Source organism: Enterococcus dispar ATCC 51266 (assembly GCF_000406945.1).
Taxonomy (GTDB): domain Bacteria; phylum Bacillota; class Bacilli; order Lactobacillales; family Enterococcaceae; genus Enterococcus_C; species Enterococcus_C dispar.
The window spans coordinates 1408790-1421771 of sequence record NZ_KE136354.1; the positions used below are offsets into that span (position 1 = coordinate 1408790).

The following is a 12982-nucleotide window of genomic DNA, read 5'->3' on the forward strand; positions in this document are numbered from 1 at the left end:
CTCTTTTAAATTAATTTATCTAAAATTCCTGAAAAAATCATAAAACTAAAACATACTGCCTGAAAGTTTAAAAAGATGGCCAATGCATGCGTAAACTTATTGGAGGGCAAATTTTTATGTTTTTTCTTATAACGCAACCACGCATCAGTTAAACAAATCAGCAAGGCATGGTATAGGCCATAAACAATATAATACCAAGCTAAACCGTGCCAAACCCCCATAATCAAAAAGAGGGCAAAATAACCAACATTGGAAGCCACGATTCGGCTTTTAAAAACTTTCTTTTTTAACAAGGTAAACATTAAGCGCATATAAATGTAATCACGGAACCAAAAAGATAATGTCATGTGCCAACGATTCCAAAATTCTTTAATATTCCAAGCTAAAAATGGTTTATTAAAGTTCATTGGGGTTTCATAGCCTAATATATTACTGGTTCCCACTGCAAATAAACTGTATCCGGCAAAGTCAAAGAACAAATACATACTATAAACATACATATAGCCAACTAATGCCCAAGAGAGGCCGCCATTAATAATGGTGGCACGCTCAACTGGTGGTAATAAAACTGAACCAAAATAATATCCAATAATAAACTTGTATAAAAAGCCGATAAAGATACGATGAATCCCAGTACCTAGTAAATCAACGTATTTTTCTGGGGTTGGCGGATTATCAAAGTCCTTATCAAAACGTCGAAAGCGATCAATTGGACCTGAAGAAATGGTTGGAAAAAACAAGAGAAATTGAATGTAATGCCAAAATTTATAGGATTTAATCATCCCATCTCGCGTTTCCATAATCATTTGAACCGATTTAAAGGTTAAATAAGAAATACCCAAAAAACCTAAAATGGAACTATGACCGCCATTAAAGAAAGGAACTACTTTTGTAATTGCCAAAGGTAAAATTGCTAAAACGACAGCGCCGTAAAAAATACTGCTACTATTTTTTTGCTGGCGATATGAAAAGTACGCATAAACTAATAGCGTCTGCCAAAGGACATAAAGAATTAACGCTACTCCTTGATGCCAACTGGCACCACCAAAACTGACGTATAAGAAAAACAAAGTCACCAAACTTTGGTACCACGCAGGTCGCTTACCGGCAATCAACATACTTAAAATTAACGGAATAAACGCAATCAATAGTAATAAAAAGTATTTGGGATCTGCATAAGGAATACTATGAGGAAATGCCATTAGCTATTCACCTCATTTATCAGACCCTTACGATCAATTTTGCCATTTGCTGTCCGTGGTAGTTGCTCAACATAAACGAAGCGTTGGGGAATCATGTAATCCATAACGCCTTCTGCTAATTCTGCTTTAATTGCTTTTGTTAATTGAAATTCCTTGGCAAAATCATTTTCATTCGCAACCACAAAGGCCACTAATTGTTGCACTTTATGATCTTGATATTTTGGTACCACAGTTGCTTGTTTTACAAAAGAAACTTGATTTAAATGATGATCAACATCCTCTAATTCAATCCGGTAACCATGTAACTTCACTTGAAAGTCCATTCGTCCTTCATACCGCAATAAGCCATCTGCTGGCAAACTTCCAGCATCGCCTGTACGATATGCCCATTTATCATCTAACCAAAAGAATGCTTGCGCAGTCTTTTCTGGGTTGTTTAAGTAGCCTTTTGAGACGCTAGGACCTGAAATAACAATCTCTCCCACCTCGCCAGCAGTAAGGACATTATCTTCATCCATGATTGTAACTGTTGTATCTTCTTTTACATAGCCAATCGGTAAACGATCGACTTGCGCTAATAATGCCGGTGTAATTTCCACACCAGAAATCGCTACTGTTGCTTCAGTTGGACCATAAGTATTATAAATATGAGCTTCAGGAAAACGTTCCAATAAACTTTGCGCCGTTTTTTTGGTTAACTCTTCGCCACAAAAGATAAACGTTGTTAAACTCGGAATATTTTGTGTATTAAATTCTTTTTCCATTAAACAAATGTCCATAAAAGAGGGAGTAGAAACCCAAACTTCTAATGCTAATTGCGGTAGTGTTGCAAATAACGTTTTAAAATCGTTAATAATTTCTTTTTTCATTGGAACCAACGAACCACCAGAACATAATGCTGGATAGACATCAAAAACCGATAAATCAAAAGAGTACGGTGCTTGTGATAAAAACCGACTATTTTCTGGCAAAACAAAATCTGTTAGCGTCCAATTTACAAAGGATAATAAGTTAGCATGACTAATTTGTACACCCTTTGGTACACCAGTTGTCCCAGAAGTAAAAATTAAATAGTAATTTTCATCCTCCCTTACACTTTCAAATGTTGGTAAAGTCCTTTTTCCCTCAAAAATTGTGTTTAGCGCAGTTGGCGTTAAAATTTCACAATTTGCAGCAATTTCAGGCCATGGTTCCACACTAATAACTAAAGCGGGCTGTGCAACTTTCAAAATTAACTCGACGCGTTCATTTGGTGTATTGGCTTCAATTGGGATATAGGCATGACCCGATTTGCTTGCCCCTAAAAAAGCGGCTAACATTTCAAATTCTAAATCCCCATACACTACAATTGGTTTGCGCCCTGATAATTTTTCACTTAAAAAAGCGGCAAGTTGATCTGACCAATCTTTTAACTGACCATAGGTATATTCTTTTTCATCGATGTAAGCAATACGATTGGGTTCAGTTATTCCCCAAGACTCAATTTGTTCAATAATATTTGTTACAGTCATCTGCACTCACCTCTTAAAATTCGTTGTAAATAAATGTGCCGCCTTGAATATTTTTGTAATGATACAAATAAATCAAAATAAGCAGGACACAGAAGTAAAAGAGCGTTTTTCCAATAAATGTTAACCAGTAATGGGTACTTTCTTTATGCAACCAATTTTTCATTCTCACTCTCTCCTTTTCAGCCTCAGTATAAATGACTTATTTAGAATAAAACATTTTTTTGACTTACACCAAAAACGACAATCTAACACTTTCGTCACTTAAGGGCTTTCAATTTCAAAAGCTGAACTATACTTAAATGCTGAGAAATAAGAGCCTTACTAAGTAATGAAATTTTCCTCAATTAGAACTTATGGTAAAAGCAACGGAATTCTAAGATAAAATGCAATTTGGATAAAAAAAGACAACCCAAAAAAAATTCTTTAAAAGCATAAAGCTCAAAAAATTTTATTTTATAGGTTGTCTTTTAAAATAAGAGTGCTTAGCTTTCCCAGCTATGCAAGAAAAATTTTACAGTCAAAATATAGGCTGCGAAATAGATGACAGCAACGATGCCGCAAAATAAATAAGCGAGCCAATAGCTACCATACGTGACAAATTGGGACCATGTATAAATTGCAAAGCCGGCATGTCCACTTACCAACAAGACAGGGGGTGCGAAAATCCAAGCGTTTTGATAATAGAGGTTTCGCTTCATTTGTTTGCGACTAACGCCTAATTTTTGTAATAATAAGTAATCTTTTTTACCATTTTCCACCTCTGACAATTGACGTAACATCACAATTGCGGCAGTAGTAAAAGAAGCAATCATTCCCAGAAAAATCGCTACATACATAAAAATGCCAGCCTCTCTGGTTGCCCTACGAACAATGGGAAAGCGACTCGTATGATTTAAACGGGAATAATTACCGGTAAAAGCATGTGGAGTAGCGTTTTTTAAAACCTTTGTCGTGATTTCACCTTTCAAAAAATGATCTTGATAGGTAAAGTCATAATATATATCATTGCCCCAATCGGCGTTCAAATCTTTTTCCACCGCGGTGGCTAGTTTTTCTTCATCTTTTGTCTTCACATTTACCATTGCAATGGTATAGTCAACACCTTGAATCTGGTTAAACTGTGTATCGGGTAAAACCAACACCCCTGCGCTATAACGAAGCAGTGAATCCCCTAATAAGTCGGAATAAAAGTGTTGCACTTTAATATCCAGTCCATTAGGTAAAGTAACTTTTCGACTGACCTCACTAATGTTGTTATACAACATATAATTATAATCAAATAAAACACCGTTGTTTTCTGACAATGGCGCAATTGGGGGCAAATCCTCATGCTGGGCTTGAAATTTTTGATAATCACTCAGTCGTAAAATGTTAATTAAATTGAAGCGCTGCATTTCTTCGCTGCTAAATATTTTTAAAGCAAACCGCCCGGCTGTGACTTTATAATGTAAGTTTTGCGTAGATGTTATTTTTGCGTCATTTTCTTTAATAATAGTTTGGAGTTTACCAAGTTCATTAACGTGTACTTGAAAATCTGTCGGAGTTTCATTTTGACTTACGCGACTTTGAATACTAACTAAAGAAATTGCCCCGCCAATCAAGGCGATTGCCAAAGAAGTTAAAAGTGTCAGTAATGCTAAAGAACGCCAATTTTTTAAAATTGCTACCAAACCACGACTACGTTCATAATAATTTAGCCCGTGGTAACGGCTCTTTTTTTTATCTAAAAAATGAAAAATCGTTTTTAAACCATAGCGATAAAACAAATAGGTGCCTAAAATACACGCCATTAAAATACTACCCGGCAACCAAAATAAAATCGAAAAACTTTCGCTTAGCAAAATAAAGCGAAAAGTTAATGGTCGAATAAAAAAGGCCACTAAATATGCACTTATAATAAGGAGGATGCTAAAGATACCTAGCCTAATTTCATAGGGTTTAATTTTTAATTTCTGCAATTCAAAAGATGATTTAGCCGAAAATACGCCATCCACTTGTTTTTTAGACAAAACGAGAACATTTTGAAAAGCACTAATGATAAAAACAAAAATAAAGACTGCTGCAGTAACTTGAACCGACTGCCAAGAAAAAAACAGCGTACTTGCAACATCTAGAGCCATTGCCTTCACTAAAATCATAGAAAAAAGTTTGGAGAAAACAACGCCAAAACTAATTCCCAGTAAAAAAGCCAATAAATTCAAAGCGAAAATTTCAACTAAAGATTGTAAAATAATGCGCCGCCGCTTCAAACCAAATAGTTGATAAAGTGCCACTTCTTGTTGACGCTTGACAATAAAAAAACGATTAGCGCTTAAGACAAAAAAGACCATCATCACGATGACAAAAAAACTGCCAACTGTTAAAATATTTTCAATTTTTATATCTTGACCCGCTCTTTTCGTGAGGGGCTGATCGTGTGTCATGGCATTAAAAGAATAATAAATCATTACCGCCATGGTAATACTAATTAAATAAATACCGTAACTACGAAACTGTTTCAAAAAACTGCGCCAGGATAGTTTATAGAGCATTCCTTCGTCCCCCACCACCTAAAGTTGCCTGCATATCAATGACTTGCTCAAAAAAATCTTGCCTACTGCCCCGTTTTACCACTTCAGAAAAAAAGACACCATCTTTAATAAATAAAATACGATTGCAGTAGCTTGCGGTATAAGGATCATGAGTGACCATTAAAATCGTCTTATTTTGTTTTTGATTCAATTCACTTAAATAGTACAATAATTCTGTCGCAGATTTTGAATCTAATGCTCCGGTTGGTTCATCGGCAAAAATAATGCGCGGTCTTACTACGAGTGCACGAGCTGCGGCTACTCGTTGTCTTTGACCTACAGATAACTCATCTGGATAGCGTTGCAAAATGGATTTGATTCCTAATAAATCAGCAGCTTCAGCTACTCTTTTTTCAATTTCATCCAGTTTTAAAAAATCAATAGCCAAAGGTAAAATGATATTATCTTTCGCCGTAAGTGTTGGCAATAAATTGAATTCCTGAAAAATGAAACCTAAATCTTTACGACGAAAGTCACTAAGCTGATCTTCTTTTAATGCGGTTAAATCTTGACCATCAACTTTTACTGTCCCAAAAGTAGGCAATGCAATTGAGGCTAAAATGTTCATCAGAGTCGTTTTTCCTGCTCCACTTGGTCCCATAATACCCACAAATTCACCTTCGTCTACACTAAAGGATAAATTGTCTAAAACTTTGGTTTGATTCATGCGATTACCGTAAGTTTTGCTTAAATGTTTTACTTCTATAATCTTTTTCATATTTTTACTTTTAGTCTCCTTACAAAATAATTTGCGGCTACTTTTTATTATCTCTATGGTAGCATAAGCTGTTTTAAATACGGAGTTTTTAACTTAAGGCCAGACAAAAATTTAAACAAAAAAATTTTTTCAGCGTCATTCATTTTTTATACAAGTTTCCTTTTTTTATAAATTAGAAAAGCCTATGCCTATCTGTTTTCAATCTTTTTACATATTTTTTATACACTATATATAGTGTCTATTGGTAATTAATTAGAACAAAAACACTATATCTAGTCACGTTTTTGGTTGCACCTTATTTCTTTTTCGGCTATCATATTATGTGAGTAAGGGCACAAATAAAGCCGTATGAGCGCAAATAGTCTGATAAAAATACGTGCAAACAGATTGTGAGTTAAGAAATAAAGGAGTGGGCAAGATGATGGATTTAAAAAATGATTTACAAATAAATGATTTACATCCCCAATTACAGACGATTAAAATTATCAAAAGAGACGGACGTCTAATGGATTTTGATGATCAAAAAATCTATGATGCATTAGTAAAAGCTAAACGTCAAATTCACGGGGAACTTTCACCTATCGATCATGAGCGTCTTTTAGAAATAGTAGAACGGATTGATGCAGAAATTGGGCAACGTTTTACTACGGATGTCAAAATTTATGAAATCCAAAATATTGTTGAACATATCCTCCTTGAAAAAGGCGAATACGAACTGGCGGAAGCTTATATCAATTATCGGACCCGCCGCGATTTTGACCGCAGTAAAGCCACCGATATTAACTTTACAATCGGACGCTTAATTAATAAAGATCAAAGTGTCGTAAATGAAAATGCGAATAAAGATAGTAATGTCTTTAATACCCAACGCGATTTAACTGCCGGAATTGTTGGCAAATCTATTGGATTGAAAATGTTGCCAAAACATGTGGCCAATGCCCATCAAAAAGGGGACATTCACTATCACGATTTAGACTATCATCCTTATACGCCAATGACGAACTGTTGTTTAATTGATTTCAAAGGCATGTTAAACAACGGATTTAAAATTGGCAACGCTGAAGTGGAATCACCAAAATCAATTCAAACAGCCACTGCCCAAATTTCACAAATTATCGCAAATGTCGCTTCCAGTCAATATGGTGGCTGTTCGGCAGATCGTACCGATGAATTATTAGCTCCTTTTGCCCAATTGAATTATCAAAAACATTTAAACGATGCCATGGAATGGATTGAAACTCCTGCCCGAAGAGAAGAATACGCTAAAGCAAAAACAAAAAAAGATATTTTCGATGCCATGCAAAGTTTGGAATATGAAATTAATACGTTGTTTACCTCAAATGGTCAAACACCATTTACTTCTCTTGGCTTTGGCCTGGGGACTAACTGGTTTGAGCGTGAAATTCAACGGGCTATTTTACAAATTCGCATTAATGGCTTAGGTAGTGAAAAACGGACAGCAATTTTTCCAAAATTAATTTTTTCTATTAAAAAAGGAGTGAATTCTGCACCGACTGATCCCAATTATGATATCAAACAATTAGCTTTAGAATGTGCCACTAAACGGATGTATCCTGATATTTTAAATTACGATAAAATCGTTGAATTAACTGGTAGCTTTAAAGTACCAATGGGCTGTCGTTCCTTTTTACAAGGATGGCAAGATGAAAACGGTGAAGAAGTAAATGTTGGACGCATGAACTTAGGTGTTGTGACATTAAACTTGCCACGCATTGCTTTGGAAGCTGCTGGCGATCAAGAAAAATTCTGGTCAATTTTAGAAGAACGTTTGGCTACACTGAAAGATGCTTTAGTTTACCGCGTGGAACGTTGTAAAGAAGCAATTCCTGCTAATGCGCCGATTTTATATATGTACGGGGCATTTGGAAAGCGACTCAGCCGCACGGATGCTGTCAACGAACTGTTCAAAAATAAACGCGCTACTGTTTCATTGGGCTATATTGGTTTATATGAAGTTGCTTCTACTTTTTATGGCGGCACTTGGGAAAATAATCCCACTGCCAAAGAATTCACTTTGAATATTGTTAAATCTCTAAAAGCACATGCTGATGACTGGGGCAATGAGTATGGTTACCATTTCAGCGTGTACTCTACCCCGAGTGAAAGTTTAACCGATCGCTTCTGTCGTTTGGATACTGAAAAATTTGGCGTTGTAGAAAATGTGACCGATAAAGAATACTACACCAATAGTTTCCATTATGATGTGCGGAAAAATCCGACACCATTTGAAAAACTAGATTTTGAAAAAGATTACCCCAAATATTGCTCAGGCGGTTTTATACATTACTGCGAATACCCAATGTTGCAGCAAAATCCGAAAGCTTTAGAAGCTGTTTGGGATTATTCTTACGATAAAGTTGGTTATCTGGGAACAAATACACCGATTGATCATTGTTATGACTGTGGCTTTGAAGGCGACTTTACGCCGACAGAACGCGGTTTTGAATGTCCACAATGCGGCAATCACGATCCCAAAACGTGCGACGTAGTAAAACGAACTTGTGGCTACTTAGGTAACCCCCAAGCCCGCCCGATGGTGCATGGCCGTCACAAAGAAATTTCTTCTCGTGTGAAGCATATGAAATAACCCCAATAAATAAAGTTTTGCATAACCCGAGCATAGCAATTGTGGTTCGGGTTATTCTCTTACGCGCATTTCAACGAGATTGTGCTGATTCAATAGAAAGAAGGCATTTTTATGCGTAATCCCAAGCCCAAAGAATGGCAAGCAAATAAGTATAGTAAAAATTATATAGCCGACTATAAAGCATTTAACTTTGTAGATGGTGAAGGTGTCCGCAATAGTCTATATGTCAGCGGCTGTTTGTTTGCTTGTGAAGGATGCTTTAACAAAGCCGTCCAAAATTTCAATTACGGCACTCCTTTTACAGAAGAATTAGAAGAGCAAATCATAACCGATTTAGCCCATGATTATGTCCAAGGACTCACTTTATTAGGTGGCGAACCTTTTTTAAATACAACAGTCTGTCTCCAAGTTGTTAATCGTGTTCACAAAGAATTTGGGGATAAAAAAGATATTTGGAGTTGGTCAGGATATACTTTTGAAGAACTCTTGGAAGAGACAGATGATAAATTAGAACTATTAAGTAAAATTGATATTTTGGTAGATGGCCGCTTTGAATTAGCCAAGCGCAACTTAAACTTGCAATTTCGCGGTAGCAGCAATCAACGAATTATCGATGTAAAAAAATCGCTTGCGGTTAGACGCGCTGTGATTTGGGAAAAATGTCATGATGCAACTGAAAACTTTGAGCAAATAAAAAAACAAGATTTTATTTAAAAATCGCTAACATTCTAAAAAGGTGAGACAAAAATTTTGTCTCACCTTTTTTACGAGTAGAGTTACCAGCTATTTGATTAATCTTTTCCAACATCGTAGTAACAGAGGTAAACATTAGACTGTATCTTCTTCCCACAAAGGCAATGTAAGATTTTCAAAAGTTATCGGATCTAAATTTGTAACAGTGACGCCTAGCAGCCGAATACCTTTTTCAAGTCCCGCCACTTCTTCCCAAATCATACTAGCTTGCGAAAAAATTTCCTGTTTATCTGCTAAATAAGCTGGCAATGTTTTCCTTTTAGTCACAGTTTCATAGCCAGCATAGCGCACTTTTAAAACAACAGTATGGCCATGTTTACCGCTTTTCTTTAAAGCTTCTGCAACTTTTTCAGATAGTTGGCGTAATTGAGACAAAACTTCATCTTCGGTTGTTAAGGGCTTGCCATAAGTATGTTCTTTTCCGACTGACTTTCGCTCCCTGCTTACAGCTACGGGAGAATCGTGAATTCCTCGGACTTTTCGATATAAAAAATAGCCCATTTTCCCAAAAGATTGGATTAATTCCATTTCAGTTTTTTTATATAAATCAGCACCAGTGAAAATCCCCATTTCATGCATTTTTGGGACCGTTTTTTTCCCGACCCCATGAAATTTTTCAATTGGCAATGCCGCTAAAAACGCTTGTGCATCCCGTGGTGGGATAACAGTAATTCCATGGGGCTTCATAAAATCAGAAGCTAATTTGGCTAAAAACTTATTGTAACTAACTCCCGCCGAACAGGTAAGATGAACTTTTTGCCAGACATCTTGCTGGATTAGACGAGCAATTTTTACAGCTGAATGACTATTTATTTTATTATGAGTAACATCTAAATAGGCTTCGTCGATGGAAACGGGTTCAATAATATCTGTATATTTAGAAAATATAGACCGTACTTCCTTGGAAACCAAGCGATACTTCTCATGATTACCCGGTACAAAAATAGCATGGGGACACAATTCATAAGCTTTTTGTGCACTCATTGCTGAATGAATGCCATACTTTCGCGCTTCGTAATTTGCAGTAGTCACCACACCTTTTCCACCTGTATCACTAGGATGGCGGGCAATTACTAGAGGATGTCGTGCCAATTCGGGATTATCTCTTTCTTCCACAGCAGCAAAAAAAGCATCCATATCAATATGAATAATTTTACGACTGGTATCATTTTTTAAGGGAAATTGCAATTCCGCCATCAACTCACCTCCATCCGCTCTTATTATACTAGCCCAAACAGACGTTCGCAACCGCTACTCTTTTAAAAAATTTATTTGAAAAATATCTGAATCAGAAGAAAGACTGACGAATTCCTTCAACTCTCAAATAAGAAGAAATCTTGCTCAATGGCCCTCTAATTTTCTTGAAATTTTTACTTGTTGCCGCTAAAAACGCCAACAGAACTATTCTGCTGGCGCATCGATTTCATGATAAGCTTTATAAACCATCTGCTTTTTCATTTGATTATTTTGGGCAACCAATTTAATGGCGGCATTTGGTTTTAACCCTTCTTCAATTAACACTTGTACCTGTTCTTTGACAGATAGTTCAGATGCTGCTGCTGGTTCTTCCTCCTGGCCACAAGAACCAGCTACTAAGAGACAACATTCTCCTTTAAGAGTATTTGCTGTCAAATAATCAGCTAACTCCATTAGCGTTCCCCTCAAATATTCTTCATGAACTTTAGTTAACTCCCGACAAATAACAGCTTGGCGACTACCAAAAACTTCCCCTAACGTCGCAACGGTTTGCTTTAAACGATAAGGTGATTCATAAAAAATCAAAGTCGCCGTTTCATTTTTTAAGGTTGTCAATACTTTCACTTGTTCATTTTTTTTGCGAGGCAAAAAGCCATAAAAATAATTCGGTTGCGGATTCAAACCAGAGGCAATTAAAGCAGTCAACCCAGCAGTAGGACCAGGTAGCGCAACTACCGGAATATTTGCTGCTATACAAGCAATGACCAACTCATGGCCCGGATCACTAATAGAGGGCATTCCTGCGTCACTCACTTGCGCAATTGTTGTCCCCTGTTGTAATAACGCCATTAGTTCGGGCACCCGTTCTTTGTAGTTATGCTCATGTAAACTTTTTTGTGGGGTCTTAATTTCAAAATGATTTAACAATTTTTGTGTATTACGCGTATCTTCACTGGCAATGAGTTGAACTGTTTTTAATGTTTCGACAGCACGATAGGTCATGTCTTGTAAATTTCCAATCGGCGTTGGCACCAAATAAAGCGTGCCGCTTACTTGTTGACCTTTGAAACTACTTTGCTTTTGCACTTGTTATCACCTTTTCCATAAATTGAAAAAGAATTGATACAAAAGGCAATCCATCCAGCACCTTTTAATCAATTCCTTTTCACTTAATTTTGACTTTCGCGGTACAAAACTTCTAAACAAAAGACACATTGTTCATCATTTTCTCTTCTCGCGCCGTAAGACTCACGGCAAATATGAAAACCTTCTTCATAAATTTTTTCCAAATTCATGCGGGACTTGGACATTCCTTGTTTTACTTCTTCGGCCGCGTTTTCTTCTTTTAACTCCTGTAAGTACTCACGCAACTTTTGATTTTCCAATTCAAGTGTTGTATTTTTTTCTACGATTTCTTGCAAGGCTGCTTTCATTGCTGTTAGTTGTTGCAATGAGCTTTCCAAGTCTAACTCTAACTTGCTTAATCCATCATAAATATCACGTTTGTCCATGCTCACTGGCATCACCTGCTTTTTTTGCTTCATTGGCTGGGGCTGTTACGCTGACAGCTGCTTGTTGTGCCGCAAAATCTTTTAATTCATCATAATGATATTCCATTGGGGTTTCCCGCTGAAAAAGTCGCACTTTGACGATACGACTTAATAAATTCAAACCGATAACTTTGCCTTTACCATCTGGCGTGACAATTTCTTTACCATAATCAGGTAATTCTTTTTTAGCGGCTTCGTATTCATCATTTTCATATTTCAAACAGCACATTAAACGGCCACACAAACCCGAAATTTTAGCTGGATTTAATGATAAGCCTTGATCTTTAGCCATTTTAATTGAAACAGGAATAAAATCTCCTAAAAAAGTCGAACAACATAATTGGCGGCCACAAGGTCCAATTCCACCTAATATTTTGGCTTCATCACGAACACCAATTTGTCGCAATTCGATTCGAGTACGAAACTCACTCGCCAAATCTTTTACCAATTCACGAAAATCGATACGACCATCGGCAGTGAAATAAAAAATCATTTTACTACGGTCAAAAGTATATTCCACAGAGACCAATTTCATCGCCAAATCATGCTGACGAATTTTCTTTTTGCCGATGACAAAAGCCGCTCGCGCGTCTTCTTTATTTTGCGCAGCCCGTTGTAATTCTGCCTTCGAAGCAATATGTAAAATCGGTAGCACTTCATCTGGCAAATCGGCACTGTCAATTTCTACTTTTGGAATAACGACTTCTGCTAATAGTTTCACTTGCTGTGACTCGACAATTACTTTTTCTTCATAACGATATTCCTGCTGCTTGCCAGGTCGATAGTAATAGACATGACCAGCTTCTTTATAGCGGACTCCTACTACTTCCATTAAAGTCCCTCCCTTACTTTAAATTTTATCAGTCGAACCTT

The 12982-nt window shown here is 36.6% G+C and carries 11 protein-coding genes; 2 read left to right on the plus strand and 9 right to left on the minus strand.

The features are described 5' to 3' along the window. Positions 1 to 5: 5 nt before the first annotated feature. The 5 genes from dltB to RK01_RS06880 all read right to left on the minus strand — a co-directional run bounded on the left by dltB (position 6) and on the right by RK01_RS06880 (position 6001). The gene (gene dltB, locus RK01_RS06860) at positions 6 to 1202 is read right to left on the minus strand and encodes a D-alanyl-lipoteichoic acid biosynthesis protein DltB (RefSeq protein ID WP_016172568.1); all 1197 of its coding nucleotides are present in this window, start codon (positions 1200 to 1202) and stop codon (positions 6 to 8) included. After that, positions 1202 to 2713, minus strand: a complete 1512-nt coding sequence (gene dltA, locus RK01_RS06865) for a D-alanine--poly(phosphoribitol) ligase subunit DltA (RefSeq protein WP_016172569.1) — start codon at positions 2711 to 2713, stop codon at positions 1202 to 1204. The genes dltB and dltA overlap by 1 nt, the downstream gene beginning before the upstream one ends. A 13-nt stretch (positions 2714 to 2726) precedes the next feature. After that, positions 2727 to 2876 (minus strand): teichoic acid D-Ala incorporation-associated protein DltX, encoded by a 150-nt coding sequence (locus RK01_RS06870; RefSeq protein ID WP_016172570.1) that lies wholly within the window; start codon positions 2874 to 2876, stop codon positions 2727 to 2729. 319 nt (positions 2877 to 3195) lie between these two features. Then, positions 3196 to 5244, minus strand: a complete 2049-nt coding sequence (locus tag RK01_RS06875; protein WP_016172571.1) for an ABC transporter permease — start codon at positions 5242 to 5244, stop codon at positions 3196 to 3198. After that, positions 5234 to 6001: an ABC transporter ATP-binding protein gene (locus RK01_RS06880; protein ID WP_016172572.1), complete on the minus strand. Its 768-nt coding sequence runs from the start codon at positions 5999 to 6001 to the stop codon at positions 5234 to 5236. The genes RK01_RS06875 and RK01_RS06880 overlap by 11 nt, the downstream gene beginning before the upstream one ends. A gap of 418 nt (positions 6002 to 6419) precedes the next feature. On the opposite strand from RK01_RS06880, the gene nrdD reads away from it, so the two are divergent. Next, positions 6420 to 8609 carry an anaerobic ribonucleoside-triphosphate reductase gene (gene nrdD, locus RK01_RS06885; RefSeq protein ID WP_016172573.1) on the plus strand — a complete coding sequence of 730 codons (2190 nt, stop codon included), beginning with the start codon at positions 6420 to 6422 and terminating at the stop codon, positions 8607 to 8609. Positions 8610 to 8720: 111 nt separating this feature from the next. Further along, the gene (gene nrdG, locus RK01_RS06890) at positions 8721 to 9323 is read left to right on the plus strand and encodes an anaerobic ribonucleoside-triphosphate reductase activating protein (RefSeq protein WP_016172574.1); all 603 of its coding nucleotides are present in this window, start codon (positions 8721 to 8723) and stop codon (positions 9321 to 9323) included. Between the two features lie 114 nt (positions 9324 to 9437). Here nrdG and dinB read toward each other — a convergent pair whose 3' ends face one another. The 4 genes from dinB to RK01_RS06910 form a co-directional block, all read right to left on the minus strand. Beyond that, on the minus strand, positions 9438 to 10559 hold the full coding sequence (gene dinB, locus RK01_RS06895) for a DNA polymerase IV (RefSeq protein ID WP_016172576.1): 1122 nt from the start codon (positions 10557 to 10559) through the stop codon (positions 9438 to 9440). Between the two features lie 204 nt (positions 10560 to 10763). Then, positions 10764 to 11645 carry a 16S rRNA (cytidine(1402)-2'-O)-methyltransferase gene (rsmI, locus tag RK01_RS06900; protein WP_016172577.1) on the minus strand — a complete coding sequence of 294 codons (882 nt, stop codon included), beginning with the start codon at positions 11643 to 11645 and terminating at the stop codon, positions 10764 to 10766. An 83-nt stretch (positions 11646 to 11728) separates the two neighbouring features. Next, positions 11729 to 12070 (minus strand): DNA replication initiation control protein YabA, encoded by a 342-nt coding sequence (locus tag RK01_RS06905; RefSeq protein ID WP_034864815.1) that lies wholly within the window; start codon positions 12068 to 12070, stop codon positions 11729 to 11731. Beyond that, entirely contained in the window at positions 12057 to 12941 is an 885-nt protein-coding gene (locus tag RK01_RS06910; protein ID WP_016172579.1) for a PSP1 domain-containing protein, read from the minus strand. The genes RK01_RS06905 and RK01_RS06910 overlap by 14 nt, the downstream gene beginning before the upstream one ends. Between the last annotated feature and the right edge of the window lie 41 nt (positions 12942 to 12982).

Excerpts from the sequence above, each read along its gene's own strand:
- dinB (WP_016172576.1), bottom strand. The coding sequence starts at position 10,559 with ATGGCGGAATTGCAATTTCCCTTAAAAAATGATACCAGTCGTAAAATT.
- dltA (WP_016172569.1), bottom strand. The coding sequence starts at position 2,713 with ATGACTGTAACAAATATTATTGAACAAATTGAGTCTTGGGGAATAACT.
- RK01_RS06905 (WP_034864815.1), bottom strand. The coding sequence starts at position 12,070 with ATGGACAAACGTGATATTTATGATGGATTAAGCAAGTTAGAGTTAGAC.
- RK01_RS06880 (WP_016172572.1), bottom strand. The coding sequence starts at position 6,001 with ATGAAAAAGATTATAGAAGTAAAACATTTAAGCAAAACTTACGGTAAT.
- RK01_RS06875 (WP_016172571.1), bottom strand. The coding sequence starts at position 5,244 with ATGCTCTATAAACTATCCTGGCGCAGTTTTTTGAAACAGTTTCGTAGT.
- RK01_RS06870 (WP_016172570.1), bottom strand. The coding sequence starts at position 2,876 with ATGAAAAATTGGTTGCATAAAGAAAGTACCCATTACTGGTTAACATTT.
- nrdD (WP_016172573.1), top strand. The coding sequence starts at position 6,420 with ATGATGGATTTAAAAAATGATTTACAAATAAATGATTTACATCCCCAA.
- RK01_RS06910 (WP_016172579.1), bottom strand. The coding sequence starts at position 12,941 with ATGGAAGTAGTAGGAGTCCGCTATAAAGAAGCTGGTCATGTCTATTAC.
- nrdG (WP_016172574.1), top strand. The coding sequence starts at position 8,721 with ATGCGTAATCCCAAGCCCAAAGAATGGCAAGCAAATAAGTATAGTAAA.
- dltB (WP_016172568.1), bottom strand. The coding sequence starts at position 1,202 with ATGGCATTTCCTCATAGTATTCCTTATGCAGATCCCAAATACTTTTTA.